Genomic DNA, 17,890 nt, shown 5'->3' on the forward strand with positions numbered 1-17,890 from the left:
GGGGGTCTCGCGGGGGGGGCCGGTGCGGGCCCGCTCCCCGGTGGGGGGGGCCCGGGGGGGGGCCCCCCCCCCCGGTGGGGGCGTCGCCGCCCGGACGCGGGCCCCCGTCGCCCCGTGGTGCGGGGACCTCCGCGGCGGCCCGTCCGTCGTTCGCACGCGCGGCCTGTCCACCGTTCGCACGCGCGGCCTGCCCGGCGTTCGGACTCGTGGCCCGTCCGCCGTTGCCCGTACTCGCGGATCGCCCGCCGTCCGTGCTCGCGGGCCTGGTCCCGGGTACAACGGTGCCGGCGCCCCCCTGCGCGCCGCCGCGCCGTCCGCTGCCGCGTTCCGCGCGCAGGATCTCCTCGTACGCGGCGGTCAGCCGTTCGCCGGGCGGTACGCCCAGTTCCTCGTCCAGCAGGCGGCGGGTGCGGTGGAACCACTCGATGGCGTCCGACTGGCGGCCCGTGCGGAACAGCGTGCGGATCAGGGCCGCGATCAGCCCCTCCCGCAGCGGGTGGGTGACCGCGGCGGAGTACAGGACGGACGCGGCCTGCTCGTGGTCGTCCATCGCCGAGTAGGCACGGGCCAGCGCCTCGACCGCGGTCAGCCGCCGCTCCTCCAGCGCGTGCGCGGCGGCGGCGAACGGCGGGCTGGGCACCGTCCCGGTGAGCGCGGGCCCGCGCCACAGGGCCAGCGCCTCGCGCAGCAGCGGTACGGCGTCGCCGGGGGCGTTCTCGGGGCGTGCCAGGGCGACGAGTTCGCCGAAGCGGTGGGCGTCGATCAGCTCCTCGGGGAGCCGCAGCAGGTACGCCGAGCCGTGCGTGGCCAGCCCGACGCCGTACGCCTCCGCACCGGCCTCGGCGAGGGTGGCGCGGAGGCGGGAGACGTGGCCCTGGACGACCGTCCGGGCGTGCTCGGGTGGCTCTTCCTCCCAGAGGGCGTCGATCAACTGCTCCAGCGGAACAGTGGTGTTGGGCCGCAACAGCAGCAGGGCGAGGACGCTGCGCCGTTTGGCGGGCCCGAGCGCCAGCTCACCGGAACCGGTGGCGACGCTGATCGGGCCCAGCAGGGAGAACTCCAACTCACCCCTCCAGGAAGGTGGTCAGCGCGTTGGCGAGCATGTGCGGGTCGTCCGCGCCGCACAGTTCGCGGGCGGAGTGCATGGACAGGATCGCCACGCCGATGTCGACGGTGGTGATGCCGTGCCGGGCGGCGGTGATTGGGCCGATCGTGGTGCCGCAGGGCATGGAGTTGTGGGAGACGAAGGACTGCCACGGCACCCCGGCCCGCTCGCAGGCGTCCGCGAAGATCGCCCGCCCGGTGCCGTCGGTGGCGTACCGCTGGTTGACGTTGACCTTCAGGATCGGGCCGCCGTTGGGCATGGGGTGGTGGCCCGGCTCGTGGCGCTCGCTGTAGTTGGGGTGGACGGCGTGGCCGGTGTCCGAGGACAGACAGATCGTCCCGGCCAGCGCCCGCGCCCGGTCCTCGTACGAACCGCCGCGCGCGAACACCGAGCGCTCCAGCACCGTGCCGAGCAGCGGCCCCTCCGCGCCGGTGTCCGACTGGCTGCCGTTCTCCTCGTGGTCGAAGGCGGCCAGGACGGGGATGCAGGGGAGGGTGGCGCCGCCGGTCGCCGCGGCGGCGAGCGCGGCGGTGCCGGCGTGGACGGACAGGAGGTTGTCCATGCGCGGACCGGCCACCAGCTCGTGGTCGCGGCCCAGGTAGGCGGGCGGTTCGACGCTGTGGACCATCAGGTCCCAGCCGCGCACCTCGTCGGCGGGCACGTCGGCCTCGTCCGCGACGAACGAGATCAGGTCGCCCTCGTGCACCTCGCCCAGGCCCCAAACGGGCGTCATGTGGCGCTGCTTGTCGAGCTTGAGCCCGTCGGCGTTGACGGAGCGGTCGAGGTGGACGGCGAGCTGCGGGACGCGCAGCAGCGGCCGGTCGATGTTGACGAGCCGGTGGCTGCCGTCGCTCAGGGTCAGCCGTCCGCTGAGGCCGAGGTCGCGGTCGAGCCAGGTGTTGAGGAGCGTGCCGCCGTAGATCTCGACGGCGACCTGTCGCCAGCCGCCGGAGTGGGTGTCCGGGTGGGGCTTGACGCGCAAATTGGGAGAGTCGGTGTGAGCCCCCACAATCCGGTACGGAGTGGCCGGGGTGGCGCCCACGGGCACGTACCAGGCGATGAGGGCGCCACCGCGGATCACGTACTTCCCGCCCGCCTCACCGTCCCAGGCGTCGGTCTCGGCTACCTGGCGGAAGCCCGCCTTCTCCAGCCGCTCGGCCGCGTTCGCCACCGCGTGGTACGGGGAGGGACTGGCGGCGAGGAAGGACATGAGGTCGTCGGTGTGGCCGCGATCGAAGCGGGCGGAATTACTCATGTAGTCAGCATAAGGACTGCTGTCTTGCCGCTCTTGGAACGCGCGGGGCGATGGTTGACCGATGCGGGACGGTCGGCGATCGGTATGGGGGCGGTTGGTGAGCGGTGGGGGCATTTGGGGGCATGTTGGGGGCGGCTGGGGGGAGTTGGGGCGCCGGGTGTTCGGCTGTTGGGGTGGGTGGTCGAGCGTTCGTCGGGTGGTGGCCGGTCCTCGTTCGACCGTCGAGCGGTGGCCGGTCCTCGTTCGACCGTCGGGCGGTGGCCGGTCCTCGTTCGTCCGTCGAGCGATATCCGTCCCTCGTTCGTCCGGCAGCCGCCTGTCCGTCGTCCGGCAGCCGCTCGCCCGTCGTCCGGCGCCTGTCCGTCGTCCGGCAGCCGCTCGCCCGTCGTCCGGCGCCCGCCCGTCGTCCGGCGCCCGCCCGTCGTCCGGCGCCCGCCCGTCGTCCGGCGCCCGCCCGTCGTCCGGCAACCGCCCGCCCGGGACGCGTCCCTCGTCAGCCGAGGAGCCGGGCCACCGCGCGGCGGGTGCGGTCGGGGGCCTTGCGGTCGGCGGAGAGCTGGACCGCCTGGTTGAGGGCCATGTAGATGCCGATCAGCTCGAACGCGATCTGTTCGGGCTCGGTGTCCGGCGGCAGCTCGCCCGCCTCCACGGCGAGGCGCAGCTCGCCGATCAGGCGGCGCCGCCAGAGCGTGAAGAGGCGGAAGACGGTGTCCCGCACGGGGCCGCGGCGCGCGTCGTACTCCACCGTGGCCGTGGTGAAGAAGCAGCCGCCGGGGAAGGTGTCGCGTTCGCGTTCGAGGTAGGTGGTCCAGGACTCGCAGACCGCGCGGAGGCGGGCGAGGCCGGGGGTCGCGTCGGCGGCCGGTTCCCAGACCGTGCGGGAGAAGATCGTCGACGCCTCTTCGAGGGTGGCGAGCTGGAGCGCTTCCTTGGTGCCGAAGTGTCCGAGGACGCCGGCCTTGCTCATGCCGAGGTCGGTGGCGAGCCGTCCGATGGTCAGCCCTTCGAGCCCTTCCACCGAGGCGATCGCGATGCCGCGTTCGATGATCCGCTCCCGCGTCTTGCGGGCCTCGGCAGCGGACTTGCGTGGACTCATGCCCCCATCGTATCGCCGGGCGCTCATTTAACTTACGACCGTTCGGTTGCTATTCTCCCCGGCAGTTCCGACGACCCGAGGAGTACCGCCGTGCCGGGAGCCCGCATCACCGCCCTGGGCCACTACCAGCCGTCCCGCGTGCTGACCAACGACGACCTGGCGCGCATGGTCGAGACCAGCGACGACTGGATCCGCCGCCGCACCGGCATCGCCACCCGCCGGATCGCCGACGAGGCCGAGTCCGTGACCGACATGGCCGCCGCGGCGGCGGAGAAGGCGCTCGCCGCCTCCGGGCTCGACCCCCGCGACATCGGCCTCGTCACCGTGGCGACCTGCTCTGCCGTCGACCGGTGCCCCTCGATCGCCGCCCAGGTCGCGGGCCGCCTCGGGCTGCCGTCCCCGGTGGCGTTCGACCTGAACAACGGGTGTGCGGGCTTCTGCACGGCGCTGGCCACCGCCGATCACGCGCTGCGCGCGGGCGCCGCCCGGCACGCCCTGGTCATCGGCGCGGAGAAGATGTCGGACGTCACCGACTGGACCGACCGCAGCACCTGCGTCCTGCTCGCGGACGGCGCGGGCGCGGCCGTCCTCAGCGCCTCGGAGTCGGACGGGGTCGGATCCGGGGCGGACGGCATCGGCTTCGGGGCGGACGGAATCGGCTCCGGGACAGAGGGAAACAGCTTCGGTACGGCCGGGATCGGCCCCGTGGTGTGGGGCTCCGACCCCTCCCGGGGTGATTACGTGCGGCTGGTGGACGAGTGGCAGCCGCGCTTCACGCAGGAGGGGCAGGCGGTCTACCGCTGGGCCACCGCCGAACTCCCGGGTCTCGCCCGGGAGGCATGCCGCCGCGCCGGGATCGAGCCGGGCGAGCTGGCCGGCGTCGTCACCCACCAGGCCAACCTGCGCCTGATCGAGGCGGTGCTGCGCCAGCTTGACCTGCCGGAGGACGTGGTGATCGCCCAGGACGTCGTGGAGTCCGGCAACACCTCCGCCGCGTCCGTGCCGCTGGCCCTCTCCAAGCTGGTCGAGCGCGGCGAGCTGCCCTCCGGCGGCAAGGTGCTGCTGCTGAGCTTCGGCGGCGGGATGTCCTGGGCGGGGCAGGTGGTGGAGTGCCCGTGAGGGGGAGGCCGTGAGGGGGAGGCCGTGAGGGGCAGGCCGTGAGGGGCAGGCCCCGCCCCCCACGCCAAAGGGCCCGCCCCCGCGAACGGAAGGCAGGCCCTTGGAGCCAAGCCGATCGGCCGGGCGGTGCCGGACCCCGGTATCACCGGGCCCCGGCACCCCCGCCCCGGCTCAGAACGCCGCTTCGTCCAGCTCCATCAGCGACTGGTCCACGGTCTCGGCCAGGCCGCGCTGCACCGCGACGCCCGGCAGGACGTTGTGCGCGAAGAACTTGGCCGCCGCGATCTTGCCCGCGTAGAACGGCTTGTCCTTGGCGGAGGCGCCGGCCAGCTTCTCGGCCGCGACCGCCGCGCCCTTCAGGAGCAGGTAGCCGATGACCACGTCACCGGAGGCCATGAGCAGGCGGGTGGTGTTCAGGCCGACCTTGTAGATGGACTTGACGTCCTTCTCGGTGGCGGCGAGGTCCGTCAGCATGGTGCCGACGATCGCCTCCAGGTCGGCCGCGGCCTTGGCCAGCTCGCCGCGCGCCTGCTCCAGCTCCTCGCCGCCGACCGCCTCGGCCAGGAACTTCTTGATCTCCTCCGAGAGGACGGTGAGCGCCTGGCCCTGGTCCCGGACGATCTTCCGGAAGAAGAAGTCCTGGCCCTGGATGGCGGTGGTGCCCTCGTACAGGGTGTCGATCTTGGCGTCCCGGATGTACTGCTCGATCGGGTACTCCTGGAGGTACCCGGAGCCGCCGAAGGTCTGGAGCGACTGCGCGAGCTGCTCGTAGGACTTCTCCGAGCCGTAGCCCTTGACGATCGGCAGCAGCAGGTCGTTCAGGCGGACGGCGGCCGAGGCGTCCTCGCCCGCGGCCTGCTTGACCAGCACCTCGTCCTGCACGGCGGCGGTGTAGAGCACCAGCGCGCGCATGCCCTCGGCGTACGCCTTCTGCGTCATCAGCGCGCGGCGGACGTCGGGGTGGTGGGTGATGGTGACGCGCGGCGCGGTCTTGTCGGTGAAGGCCGCCAGGTCCGGGCCCTGCACGCGCTCCTTGGCGTACTCAAGGGCGTTGAGGTAGCCGGTGGAGAGGGTGGCGATGGCCTTCGTGCCGACCATCATCCGGGCGAACTCGATGATCTTGAACATCTGGCGGATACCGTCGTGCTTCTCGCCCAGCAGCCAGCCCTTGGCCGGGTGGTTGGCGCCGAAGGTCATCTCGCAGGTGTTGGAGGCCTTCAGGCCCATCTTGTGCTCGACGTTGGTGGCGTAGACGCCGTTGCGCTCGCCCAGCTCGCCGGTCTCCCAGTCGAAGTCGTACTTGGGGACGATGAACAGGGACAGGCCCTTGGTGCCGGGACCGGCGCCCTCGGGGCGGGCCAGCACGAAGTGGACGATGTTCTCCGACATGTCGTGCTCGCCGGAGGTGATGAAGCGCTTGACGCCCTCGATGTGCCAGGAGCCGTCCTCCTGCCGGACGGCCTTGGTGCGGCCGGCGCCCACGTCCGAACCGGCGTCCGGCTCGGTCAGCACCATGGTGGAGCCCCACTGCCGGTCCACCATCCGCTGCGCGATCTTGTGCTGCTCCTCGGTGCCCTCGTCGTAGAGGACGCCCGCGAACGCAGGGCCGGACGCGTACATCCACACGGCCGGGTTGGCGCCCAGGATCGTCTCGGCGAAGGCCCACAGCAGCGAGCGCGGCGCGGTGGTGCCGCCGAGCTCCTCGGGGATGCCCAGGCGCCACCACTCGGCGTCCATGTACGCCTGGTAGCTCTTCTTGAAGGAGTCGGGGACGGGGGCGGTGTTGGTCTCGGGGTCGAAGACCGGTGGGTTGCGGTCGGCGTCGGCGAAGGAGTCGGCCAGCTCGTTCTCGGAGAGCCGGGCGATCTCGGACAGCACGCTCTTGGCGGTGTCGACGTCCATCTCCGCGAACGGTCCGGTGCCGTACACGCGGTCGCGCCCGAGCACCTCGAAGAGGTTGAACTCGATGTCGCGGAGATTCGACTTGTAGTGCCCCATGGGTGCGACTCCGTATGTATTCGTGAGGACCGGCCTCAACACGCAATACCAGCAAGTAGCTACCGATGATGCTACCCGTCGGTAATAAGAAGCAACCCCTGATCGCGCATCTGTGACGAGCGTCCCTCGGCGCTTTACGGGGCGGGCGCCGCCGTTCGTCCGGGGTTCGCCGCGCGTTCTCCGCGATCGCCGCCGCCACGGACCGTCGTACCGTCCCGCGGCCGTCTCCCGTGGGCTCGTTGGGGACTCCGTGACCTTTTCCGGGGGGTTCACCGGGGACGCCGTGACCTTTTCCCGTGGGTTCGCCGGGACTCCGTGACCTTGGGCGGCCGTGTGTCACAAGGACTCAGTACGCTGTGCCGCATGTACGGCTACGACCAGAACCCGGGCCCCGGGCAGCAGCAGTACGGCGCCCCGCCGCCGCAGCACCCGGCCCCCGGCGGCTACGGGGAGCAGCCGCTGTACCCGGAGCCGTCACCGCCCTCCCTCACCGACGCGGTGCGCGCCTTCACCACCGGCTCGATGTCGGCCGAGGACTTCCAGGGCATCTTCTCGACGTCCAAGGTCTACTGCCCGCGCGGTGACAACCCCGGCTTCCTGGCGCTCCACAACACCCAGCAGCCGGTCATCCCGATGTTCACCTCGCTCAAGGAGCTCCGCCGGTACGCGGGCAAGGAGTCCAAGTACTTCGTGATCACCGGCGCGGAGGTGCTGGACCTGCTGCCGACCGGCTACGGCTTCGTCCTGGACATGGAGGGCGACCACCGCATGGTCTTCGACGCGAAGGCCGTGGAGCAGATGGTCGACTTCGCGATGCGGCGGATGTACGGCTGATCCGGTTGCCCGGACCCGTAAGGGGCGGGCGCCTGCCGTTTCGCGGCCCGGGGCACGGGTCGCGGAGGGGTGGGCGCCCGCCTTTTCGCGTTTACGGGCCTCGCTGTTTTACGGGCTCCCGCTCATGGGGCCGGGTGATTTCTCGGGTCCGCCGCCTGACGCCGACGAGGCCCGGCGCGCCCCCACGGGTGTATATCCCGCCTCCGTGAGCACCCGTGTGCGCGAAGGCGCGCGGGCGGGCGCCGGAGGGGCGCGATTCCCCTTCCGTACGCGGACGCTCCTGCGGGAATGCCGTGCGCCTTGCTGATTGTTCACTGTTCAACTAAGTTGGGCGGCGAACGCCAGAAGGAGGCCGTCATGCCTGCTGTGACCGTAGAGAACCCGTTGATCCTGCCCCGGGTGAGTGCCCCCGTCGGCGCGCGTCCGCGCCCGGCCCGGGCGGTGTCGACCGCGCCGAGCGGCTTCGAAGGGGAGGGGTTCCCGGTGCGCCGCGCGTTCGCGGGCATCGACTACCGGCACCTGGACCCGTTCATCATGATGGACCAGATGGGCGAGGTGGACTACGAGGCCGGCGAGCCGAAGGGCACCCCCTGGCACCCGCACCGCGGCTTCGAGACCGTCACCTACATCATCGACGGCACCTTCATCCACCAGGACTCGCACGGCGGTGGCGGCACCATCACCAACGGCGACACCCAGTGGATGACGGCGGGCTCCGGCCTGCTGCACATCGAGACCCCGCCCGAGGAACTCGTCATGTCCGGCGGCCTCTTCCACGGCCTCCAGCTGTGGGTGAACCTGCCGGCCCGGGCCAAGATGACCGACCCCCGCTACCAGGACATCCGCGGCGGCAGCGTCAAGCTCCTGACCTCCGGCGACGGCGGCGCGCTGCTGCGGGTCATCGCGGGCGAGCTGGACGGCCACGAGGGGCCGGGCATCACGCACACGCCGATCACGATGATCCACGCCTCGGTGAGCCCCGGCGCCGAGGTCACGCTGCCCTGGCGGCAGGACTTCAACGCCCTCGCGTACGGGCTCGCGGGGCAGGGGTACGCCGGAGCGGAGAGCCGGCCCTTCGGCATGGGCCAGGCCGTCGTCTTCGGCGACGGGGACACGCTCACCGTCCGCGCCGCCGAGAGCCAGGACTCCCGCAGCGCGAACTTCGAGCTGGTGCTGCTCGGCGGGCTGCCGATCCGCGAGCCGATGATGCACTACGGACCCTTCGTCATGAACACGCACGCCGAGCTCGCCCAGGCCTTCGAGGACTTCCAGGCGGGCCGGCTGGGCACCGTCCCGGCCGAAGCGGCGTGACCCCGGCGGGGTGAACCGGGGGCCGGAGGGCGTTGGGGCGCCCTCCGGCGGCACGGCGCCGAGAGGCGTACGGAGCGGCGCGGGCAGGCCCGGCGGCCGAACCATCGGCCCGCGCCGCTCCCCGTGCCGGGAGCCGGGTGCCGGGGACAACGACTCGGGTGTCCACCTTGCGGGACCGGCGTTCACCGCACATGCGTAATGACTGATTTGCGCAATTTGTAGACGTTCGCATGGTCCACTGTTCCCGTGGCGAACGAGGCGAACGACGCGCACGAGGCGAGAGGACACCAGGACCACGACCGGGGCCGGACCGGCGACGGTGCCGCCCTGCTGCCCCGGCCCGTGCGCCGCACGGCGGCCTGGTGCGGGGCGCTGCTGCTGGTGGCCGCCGTGGTCGCCGTCCTGGTGTGGCTGTGCGTGGAACTGCGGGCCGCCGTCACGCCCGTCCTGCTGGCCCTGCTGGGGAGCGCGCTGCTGGGGCCGCTGTACCGGCGGCTGGTGGCCATGAAGCTGAACCACTCGCTGGCGGCCGGGCTGACCTGCGCCGTCCTGCTGATCGTGGTCGGCGGCGCCGGGTACATCGTGGTGAACGCGCTGGTGGACAGCGGCGACCAGATCGTCGCCTCGGTCAAGCAGGCGGCCCAGGACGTCTCCCGCCACCTCGGCACGCCCGGCACCTCGCTGGACGACATGGCCTCCAACGCCAAGGAACTCCTCGGGAAGTTCGGCGGCAAGGCGGCGTCGGGGGTGATGGCCGGGGTCAGCGTCGTCGTGCAGTACGTGGCCGCCGCGGTGCTGGCGCTGCTGCTGACCTTCTTCTTCCTGCGCGACTCCGGCCGGGTGCTGCGCTCCCTGCGGCACTGGGCGCCCGGCTCCTCGGCGCCCGAACTGGAACGGCTGGCCCGGCGCGCCTTCCAGGCCATCGAGGGCTTCATGCGCGGCACGACGCTGATCGCGCTCATCGACGCGGTGTGCATCTGCGTCGGGCTGCTGATCCTGCGGGTGCCGGGGGCGGTGGGGCTGGGCGCGCTGGTGTTCGTCGGGGCGTACATCCCCTACCTGGGCGCGTTCATCTCGGGCGCGGTGGCGGTCCTCGTCGCGCTCGCCGACCGCGGTTTCGTGATCGCCGTGTGGGCGCTGGGGATCATCCTGCTGGTCCAGGTGGTGCTGGAGGGCCACATCCTGCAACCGATCATCCAGAGCCGCACGGTGCGGATGCACCCGGCGATCGTGCTGCTGGCCCTGGCGGCGGGCGCGGCGGTGGCCGGCATCCTGGGCATGCTGCTGGCCGTCCCCCTGACGGCGGCGGCGATCGGGGTGCTCTCGGATCTGCGGACGCGTTACGGGCCGGGGGAGGACGAGAACGAGGACGGGGACGGGGACGAGGGGGGCGGGGACGTGCGGGAGGGCTGATCACGACCGAAGCCCTCAGCCCGCCGCCCCCGGCCCGTCACCCGCCAGGAGCCCTCAGCCTGCCCCCCACCTCGTCACCCGCCGCCCCCACCTCATCACCCGCCATCCACCCCCGTGGACGCCACCACCCCCCGCGCCGCCGACCCGATCGGCTGCTCCGGCGCGGGTGCCGGTTCGCCGTACGCGGCGCCGGGTGTCGGGGGCTTCCCGGTGGTGTCCGGGGTGCCGGTCCCGCCGCCCTCGTCGCCGATTCCCCCGGTGGTCTCGCCCGCGTCCTCGTACATCTCGAACCACGTCGACTTGCCGTCCCCGCGCGGCTCCACGCCCCAGGCGCCGGCCAGCAGTTCCAGCAGCACCAGCCCGCGTCCGGAGGAGGCCATCTCGCCGGGGCTGCGGCGGTGCGGGAGCTCGTCGCTGCTGTCGGCGACGTCGACGTGGATGCGCCGGGAGCCCATCTCGCCGGTGATCTCGGCGACGAGCAGGGCGTCGCCGTCGGTGTGGGTGAGGACGTTGGTGACCATCTCGGAGACCATCAGGACGGCGGAGTCCACCTGGTCGGGGTCGGCCCAGTCGTGCAGCACGTCGCGGACCTGGCGGCGGGCCTCGGCGATCCGCTGCGGCTCGGCCTGGGCGACGGTGACGACCGTGCGGCGGACGGGGCGCCGCCGCGCGCCGCGGGCCGCGGCGTACGCGTGGCTCTCCCGGGACAGCAGCAGCACGGCGACGTCGTCCTCGCGCCGCTCCGCCAGCGGCCCGGTGGTGTGGTACGAGGAGGGCCCGTGCACCGCCTGGACCAGCGAGTCGGCGAGGGCTTCCAGGCCCTCGGCGCTGCCGTCGTCCTCGTACCGCTCCAGGACCTGGCGCAGCCGGTCCCAGCCGGTGCCCAGGTCGTGGCCGCCGGTCTCGATGAGGCCGTCGGTGCAGACCATCATCGTCTCGCCGGGTTCCAGGGCGAACCGGGTGATGGGGTAGTCGGTGTCCGGGGTGATGCCCAGGGGCAGGCCGCCGGCGGTGGGGCGGATGAGCGTGGTGCCGTCGTTCATGCGGATGGCCGGGTCGGGGTGGCCGGCGCGGGCGATGTCCAGGACGCCGGTCTCCGGGTCGACCTCGATGTAGAGGCAGGTGGCGAAGCGCGGGTCGGACACCGCGGCCTCGGTGTCGTTGATGCCGGCCAGGAAGCGGGAGGCGCGGGAGAGCACCGCGTCGGGGTGGTGGCCCTCGGAGGCGTAGGCGCGCAGGGCGATGCGGAGCTGCCCCATCAGGCCCGCGGCGCGCACGTCGTGGCCCTGCACGTCGCCGATGACGAGGGCGATCCGGCCGGACGGCAGCGTGATCATGTCGTACCAGTCGCCGCCCACGTCCAGGCCGCCGCCGGTCGGCACGTACCGCGCCGCGACCGTCATGCCGGGGATGTCCGGCTGCACCGTCGGCATCATGCTGCGCTGGAGACCGGCCGACAATTCCCGTTCCGTCTCCTGGTCCCCGGCGCGGGCCAGCGCCTGGGCGAGCATCCGGGCGACGGTGGTGAGGACCGAGCGCTCGTCCGGGGTGAAGGCCACCGGCCGGTCGAAGGCCGCCATCCAGGCGCCGACCGTGCGCCCGGCGCTGATCAGCGGCAGGAACGCCCACGAGTGGCGGTGGAAGATCTCGGCCAGCGGCCAGGTGGTGGGGAAGCGGGTCCGGTACTCCTTCGGGGAGGAGAGGTAGATGGCCCGGCCGGTGCGGATGACCTCGGCGGCGGGGTAGTCGGTGTGCAGCGGCATGTCCGCGAAGGGCAGCTCGTCGCCGGGCTGGTGCCCGTGGTGGCCGATGATCGAGATGCGGTCGCCCTCGATGCCGAAGACGGCCAGCCCGTCCGGGACGAAGCCGGGCATGGACAGCCCGGCCGCCACCCGCAGCACCTCGGCGGTGGACCGCGCCTCGGCCAGCGCCCGCCCCGCGTCCAGCAGGAACGCCTCGCGGGAGCGCCGCCAGTCGCCGGTGACGGCGTTGCTCGCGGCGGAGGTACCGGGCTGCGGTTCGGGGACCTCCTGGAGGGTGCCGGCGAGCTGGAGTCTTCCCGTCGCGGAGAGCTGGGGGCGGGTGCGGGTGCGGACGACCCGGACGACGCGGCCGTTCTCGTCCATGACCCGCAGGCGCGCCTCGGCGAGCGTGCTCTCGGACAGGGCGAGCCGGACGATGCCGGTGACCTCGGCGAAGTCCGCGGCGTGGAAGCGGGCGCGGACGGCGGCCGGGGTGAGGACCGCCGGTTCGGCGGGCAGCCCCAGCAGCCGGGCGGCCTCGGCGTCCAGGCCGACCTCGTTCGACGCGTCGTCCCACCGCCACAGGCCGGTTGCGATGGCGGCCAGGAGATCCTTGGTGCGCATGGCATCTCTTCGTGTGGAGTACGGGAAGACGGTTACCAGTGTGACGTACGCGACCATCGTGCCACGGAGTGTCTGATGTCTCCGATGTGCCCGAAGTGCCGAGGACAGCCCAGTGGCGGGAGCGGGGGCGGTAACCTGGAGCGGATATCCCCAGGGTTCCGCAGTGTCGGCTCCGGTCCGCGGCCCGCTCCCGGGGAGCCCCTTCGCGGGGGGCTTCCGAGGCGGCGGCGACGGGCCCGGCGCACGCCACCGCGGTCCCACTCTTCGACTCGCGACGACTTGGATGAGCGATGCATCGTTACCGGTCCCACACCTGCGGCGAGCTCCGGGCCGCGGACGTCGACACGGACGTCCGGCTGAGCGGCTGGCTGCACAATCGACGTGACCTGGGCGGCATCCTCTTCGTCGATCTGCGCGACCACTACGGCCTCGTGCAGCTCGTGGCCCGCCCCGGCACCCCCGCCAACGAGGCGCTCAGCTCCCTGACCAAGGAGACCGTCGTCCGCGTCGACGGCAAGGTCAGCGCGCGCGGCGCGGACAACGTCAACCCCGACCTGCCGACCGGCGAGATCGAGATCGAGGTCACCGACGTCGAGGTGCTCGGCGCCGCCGAGCAGATCCCCTTCACGATCAACGCCGAGGACGGGGTCAACGAGGAGAAGCGCCTGGAGTACCGCTTCCTCGACCTGCGCCGCGAGCGGATGCACCGCAACATCATGCTGCGCACCGCCGTCATCGCCGCCATCCGGCAGAAGATGACCGCGCTGGGCTTCAACGAGCTGGCCACCCCGATCCTGTCGGCCACCTCGCCCGAGGGCGCCCGCGACTTCCTGGTGCCCTCGCGCCTGCACGCCGGCCGCTTCTACGCGCTGCCGCAGGCCCCGCAGCAGTTCAAGCAGCTCCTGATGATCGCGGGCTTCGACCGCTACTTCCAGATCGCGCCCTGCTTCCGCGACGAGGACGCCCGCGCGGACCGCTCGCCGGGCGAGTTCTACCAGCTCGACGTCGAGATGAGCTTCGTCGAGCAGGAGGACGTCTTCCAGCCGATCGAGAAGCTGATGACCGAGCTCTTCACCGAGTTCGGCGGCGGTCGCACCGTCACCTCCCCGTTCCCGCGCATCCCCTTCCGCGAGGCGATGCTCAAGTACGGCTCCGACAAGCCGGACCTGCGCGCCAAGCTGGAGCTGGTGGACGTCTCCGAGGTGTTCGCGGGCAGCGGCTTCAAGGCGTTCGCCGACAAGCACGTCCGCGCCCTGGCGGTGCCGGACACCGGCGACCAGCCGCGGAAGTTCTTCGACCAGATGGGCGACTTCGCCGTCCAGCAGGGCGCCAAGGGCCTGGCCTGGGTCCGCGTCGGCGACGAGGGTGCCCTGACCGGCCCGATCGCCAAGTTCCTCACCGAGGACGACGTCACCGCCCTGCTGACGAAGCTGGACGCCAAGCCCGGCCACGCGATCTTCTTCGGCGCCGGCGAGTTCGACGAGGTCTCCAAGATCATGGGCGCGGTCCGGGTGGAGGCCGCCCGCCGCACCGGTCACTTCGAGGAGAACGTCTTCCGCTTCTGCTGGATCGTCGACTTCCCGATGTACGAGAAGGACGAGGAGACCGGCAAGATCGAGTTCTCCCACAACCCCTTCTCCATGCCCCAGGGCGGGCTGGAGGCCCTGGAGACCAAGGACCCGCTGGACATCCTCGCCTGGCAGTACGACATCGTCTGCAACGGCGTCGAGCTGTCCTCCGGCGCCATCCGGAACCACGAGCCCGAGGTCATGTACAAGGCCTTCGAGATCGCCGGTTACGACAAGGAGACCGTGGAGCGCGAGTTCGGCGGCATGCTCCGCGCCTTCAAGTACGGCGCCCCCCCGCACGGCGGCATCGCCCCCGGCGTCGACCGCATCGTCATGCTCCTGGCCGACGAGCCCAACATCCGCGAGACCATCGCCTTCCCCCTCAACGGCAACGCCCAGGACCTCCTGATGGGCGCCCCGAGCGAGGTCGACGAGTCGCGGCTGAAGGAGCTGCACCTGTCGATCCGCAAGCCGCAGGTGAAGCAGAAGTAGGACGGACGGCGAGCGTTCGCTCGTTCGTACGCGAAGCCCCGGATCGGGTGATCCGGGGCTTTGTGGCGTCTGGTCTCTATAGCGTGGCGGTCCCGTACGCCGACGAAGGGACGAGCCCATGGCCAAGCTGCCGCTCGACGCGATCGACAAGGGGGCCCTGGCCGAGGCCGCGGCGGTCCTCGGCACCCGGACGCCGGAGGGGACGGTGGCCGCCGCGCTGCGGGAGATCGTGGAGTGCCGTGAACCCGGGCGTGCTGTGGCCGGTGTGCCGGAAGATCTCCCAGCGGACACCGCACTGATCAGGATGTGGCACAAGGGGGATGCGCCCGACGGCCCACGTGCCGAACTGCTCGACGGCGAGATCGTCCCGCGGCCCACCCCCGGCCACTTCCACGACCTCCCCGGACGCACCTTCGTCCGCCACACCCCGGAGCCGTTCGAGGCATGGAACGGGCGGGGGCTGCTGGTGGCGGACGACTACCGGCCGCGGGCCGATGCCGTCGTCATCCGGTCCGCCGACCGCCCGGCCGGCAACGAGGCCGACTGGCCCGCGCGGATCGTGCTCGCCGTCGTCGAAACGGTCTCCACGACCCGGACCGCCATCCGGCGCGACCGGGAGGACAAAAGGGAGCGATACGCGCAGGTCGGCATTCCCGTCTACGTGATCGTCGATCCCAACGACGCCACCTGGCACGTGCTCCGGCTCGACGGCCGGCACTACGTCGAGACCGCGAAGGGCGTCTTCGGTCAGGACATCCCCATGCCGGAGCCCATGCGGTTCACCGTGCGGACGGCGGGCTGGCACCCGTACGGAGGCAAGGCCGCGTAGGCCCCGGGTGCCGATGGCGAGGGCCCGGAACCGCTGCACGGGTTCCGGGCCCTCGCCCAACGATCCGTCCGCTTACTCGGCCGCGCCGAACCGCTCCCGGTACGACTCCAGGTCGTCCTCCGTGATCTTCGCGAAGAGCACCGGCGGAACGGTGAACGCCGTGCCGGCCGGGACCGAGGCCAGCGCGCGGGCCTCGTCCGCCGTCACCCAGGCGGCCGTGTCGCCGTCCAGGGCGAACGCGCCCCGCATCGCCTTCGCCGAGGCCGGGATGAACGGCTCGGAGACCACCGCGTACAGGTGGATCAGGTTCATCGCCGTGCGCAGCGTCAGGGCCGCCGCCTCCTGGTCGGTCTTGATCTCCAGCCAGGGGGCCTTCTCCTCCAGGTAGGAGTTGCCCGCGCTCCACAGGGCGCGCAGCGCCGCCGCGGCCTTGCGGAACTGGAGGGCCTCCATGTGGCCCTCGTACTCCGCGAGCAGCCGCGCGATCTCCTCGCCGAGCTTGGCCTCGGCCTCGCCGGCCGCCTTGCCCGCCGGGACCTCGTCACCGAACCGCTTGCGCGAGAAGGACAGCACCCGGTTGACGAAGTTGCCCAGCGTGTCGGCGAGGTCCTTGTTCACCGAGGACGAGAACAGCTCCCAGGTGAAGGAGGTGTCGTCGGACTCCGGCGCGTTCGCCATCAGGAAGTAGCGCCAGTAGTCGGCGGGCAGCAGCTCCAGCGCCGCGTCCGTGAAGATGCCGCGCTGCTGCGAGGTGGAGAACTTGCCGCCGTAGTAGTTCAGCCAGTTGAACGCCTTGAGGAAGTCGACCTTCTTCCAGGGCTCACGGGTGCCGAGCTGGGTGGCCGGGAACATCACCGAGTGGAACGGCACGTTGTCCTTGGCCATGAACTCCGTGTAGCGCACGTCGTCGGCCTCGTACCACCAGGACTTCCAGTCCCGCTCGGCCGGCGCCTGGTCGGCCCACTCCTTCGTCGCCCCGATGTACTCGATCGGCGCGTCGAACCACACGTAGAAGACCTTGCCCTCGGCCGCCAGCTCCGGCCACACGTCCGCCGGCACCGGCACGCCCCAGTCCAGGTCACGGGTGATCGCCCGGTCCTGGAGGCCCTCGGTCAGCCACTTGCGCGCGATGGACGAGGCCAGCGTCGGCCACTCCTCACCCGTCGCGTCGATCCAGCTCTCGACCTCGCCCTGGAGCCTGGACTGGAGCAGGAACAGGTGCTTGGTCTCGCGCACCTCCAGCTCGCTGCTGCCGCTGATCGCCGAACGCGCGTCGATCAGGTCGGTCGGGTCCAGGACACGGGTGCAGTTCTCGCACTGGTCGCCGCGCGCCTTGTCGTAGCCGCAGTGCGGGCAGGTGCCGACGATGTAGCGGTCCGGGAGGAAGCGGTCGTCGGCGATCGAGAAGACCTGGCGGATGGCCCGCTCCTCGATGAACCCGTTCTCGTGCAGCTTGCGCGCGAAGTGCTGGGTCAGCTCGACGTTCTGCGCCGACGAGCTGCGCCCGAAGTAGTCGAACGCCAGCGAGAAGCCGTCGTAGATCGCCTTCTGGGCGTGGTGCTGCTCGGTGCAGAAGTCCGCCACCGACTGCCCGGCCGCCTTGGCCGCCAGCTCGGCGGGCGTCCCGTGCTCGTCCGTCGCGCAGATGTACAGCACCTCGTGCCCGCGCTGCCGCAGGTACCGGGCGTACACGTCGGCCGGGAGCATGGACCCCACCATGTTGCCCAGGTGCTTGATCCCGTTGATGTACGGAAGGGCGCTGGTGATGAGGTGTCGAGCCATGGCCGGCTGCTCCCAAGTCGCTACGAACAGTGAGGTTTTGTTCTACGGAACGTCGTCAATATCGTACTGGACCGGGGTGGGGGGTTTGGATCGGGTTTTAGGGGTGGGGATCGGCCGGCCTTCGGCGCCGCGTGTTCGGTGATCGGGGTGCTGGCGGGGTTGCGGTGTGCGCACCGATTCTTCGGATGATTTTCCGCGGGGGCGCTGCCGGTTTTCTTTCGGGGCGGTTCAGTAATTCATTTCCGTCACGCCGTCGAATGGATCCGCCGGTATGCCCCAGTCGAAGGTGACGCGGGCCCGTTCCTGGTCGTAACGTGCCCGCGCGCCGATGTCGGGGGCGTTGCACGCTTGGCGGACCCAGCCGTCCATGGCCAGGGCCGCCACCTCGGACCGGTAATCGCTGAGCGGGAAATCCAGCGACAGCACTTTGACGACCAGGCCGTTTTTGTGTCGGGTGGACAGGTACTCGGCGTGCAGGCGGAGGCCGAAGGACAACCAGGCAAGGTCGAGCCAATAGATTTCGCCGGGTGCCGCCAGGTAGACGTCGCGGTGGATCCGCAGGCGGTGGGCGGGCGCGTCGAGGGAGGTCAGGGCCTGCGCGGACAGGTTCGCGGCCAGCCCGCCCCCAGGGGTGCGCAACCGGTACCGGAATGTCTCACTCATGGCTTCCCCTGGCTTTGCCGTCGGCTCTCGGCTGTCGGGTCCGACCTTGCCCTTGTTCG

The 17,890-nt window shown here is 71.6% G+C and carries 13 protein-coding genes; 6 read left to right on the top strand and 7 right to left on the bottom strand.

What is annotated here, in order from left to right; genetic code table 11:
* The 3 genes from ABZX96_RS31915 to ABZX96_RS31925 all read right to left on the bottom strand — a co-directional run.
* The coding region (locus tag ABZX96_RS31915) for a BTAD domain-containing putative transcriptional regulator (protein WP_355551119.1) at positions 1 to 1,063 on the bottom strand (1,063 nt) is incomplete at its 3' end.
* Position 1,064: 1 nt separating this feature from the next.
* Positions 1,065 to 2,360 carry a M18 family aminopeptidase gene (locus tag ABZX96_RS31920; protein WP_355551121.1) on the bottom strand — a complete coding sequence of 432 codons (1,296 nt, stop codon included), beginning with the start codon at positions 2,358 to 2,360 and terminating at the stop codon, positions 1,065 to 1,067.
* A 493-nt stretch (positions 2,361 to 2,853) separates the two neighbouring features.
* Entirely contained in the window at positions 2,854 to 3,456 is a 603-nt protein-coding gene (locus ABZX96_RS31925; RefSeq protein WP_355551123.1) for a TetR/AcrR family transcriptional regulator, read from the bottom strand.
* A 90-nt stretch (positions 3,457 to 3,546) separates the two neighbouring features.
* Here ABZX96_RS31925 and ABZX96_RS31930 point away from each other — a divergent pair, with 90 nt between their 5' ends.
* Complete coding sequence (locus ABZX96_RS31930; protein WP_355551125.1) at positions 3,547 to 4,575, top strand: beta-ketoacyl-ACP synthase III; 1,029 nt, start codon at positions 3,547 to 3,549, stop codon at positions 4,573 to 4,575.
* Positions 4,576 to 4,746: 171 nt separating this feature from the next.
* On the opposite strand, the gene ABZX96_RS31935 is transcribed toward ABZX96_RS31930, so the two are convergent.
* Positions 4,747 to 6,573, bottom strand: coding sequence for an acyl-CoA dehydrogenase (locus ABZX96_RS31935; RefSeq protein ID WP_355551127.1), 1,827 nt, complete (start codon positions 6,571 to 6,573; stop codon positions 4,747 to 4,749).
* Between the two features lie 363 nt (positions 6,574 to 6,936).
* On the opposite strand from ABZX96_RS31935, the gene ABZX96_RS31940 reads away from it, so the two are divergent.
* The 3 genes from ABZX96_RS31940 (at position 6,937) to ABZX96_RS31950 (ending at position 10,131) form a co-directional block, all read left to right on the top strand.
* A complete protein-coding gene (locus ABZX96_RS31940) occupies positions 6,937 to 7,407 on the top strand; it encodes an SseB family protein (protein WP_355551129.1) in 471 nt (156 codons plus the stop codon).
* A 357-nt stretch (positions 7,408 to 7,764) separates the two neighbouring features.
* Complete coding sequence (locus tag ABZX96_RS31945; RefSeq protein ID WP_355551131.1) at positions 7,765 to 8,718, top strand: pirin family protein; 954 nt, start codon at positions 7,765 to 7,767, stop codon at positions 8,716 to 8,718.
* Between the two features lie 327 nt (positions 8,719 to 9,045).
* A complete protein-coding gene (locus ABZX96_RS31950; RefSeq protein WP_355551166.1) occupies positions 9,046 to 10,131 on the top strand; it encodes an AI-2E family transporter in 1,086 nt (361 codons plus the stop codon).
* 95 nt (positions 10,132 to 10,226) lie between these two features.
* On the opposite strand, the gene ABZX96_RS31955 is transcribed toward ABZX96_RS31950, so the two are convergent.
* Positions 10,227 to 12,497 (bottom strand): SpoIIE family protein phosphatase, encoded by a 2,271-nt coding sequence (locus ABZX96_RS31955; RefSeq protein WP_355551133.1) that lies wholly within the window; start codon positions 12,495 to 12,497, stop codon positions 10,227 to 10,229.
* 290 nt (positions 12,498 to 12,787) lie between these two features.
* On the opposite strand from ABZX96_RS31955, the gene aspS reads away from it, so the two are divergent.
* Positions 12,788 to 14,557 carry an aspartate--tRNA ligase gene (aspS, locus tag ABZX96_RS31960; protein ID WP_355551135.1) on the top strand — a complete coding sequence of 590 codons (1,770 nt, stop codon included), beginning with the start codon at positions 12,788 to 12,790 and terminating at the stop codon, positions 14,555 to 14,557.
* 118 nt (positions 14,558 to 14,675) lie between these two features.
* Positions 14,676 to 15,386, top strand: a complete 711-nt coding sequence (locus tag ABZX96_RS31965) for a Uma2 family endonuclease (protein ID WP_355551136.1) — start codon at positions 14,676 to 14,678, stop codon at positions 15,384 to 15,386.
* A gap of 72 nt (positions 15,387 to 15,458) precedes the next feature.
* Here ABZX96_RS31965 and metG read toward each other — a convergent pair whose 3' ends face one another.
* On the bottom strand, positions 15,459 to 17,168 hold the full coding sequence (gene metG / locus ABZX96_RS31970; protein ID WP_355551137.1) for a methionine--tRNA ligase: 1,710 nt from the start codon (positions 17,166 to 17,168) through the stop codon (positions 15,459 to 15,461).
* Between the two features lie 228 nt (positions 17,169 to 17,396).
* Positions 17,397 to 17,831, bottom strand: coding sequence for a hypothetical protein (locus tag ABZX96_RS31975; RefSeq protein WP_355551138.1), 435 nt, complete (start codon positions 17,829 to 17,831; stop codon positions 17,397 to 17,399).
* Positions 17,832 to 17,890: the final 59 nt, after the last annotated feature.

The sequence above is a fragment of the Streptomyces sp. NPDC003077 genome (assembly GCF_040611095.1).
Classification (GTDB): Bacteria; Actinomycetota; Actinomycetes; order Streptomycetales; family Streptomycetaceae; genus Streptomyces.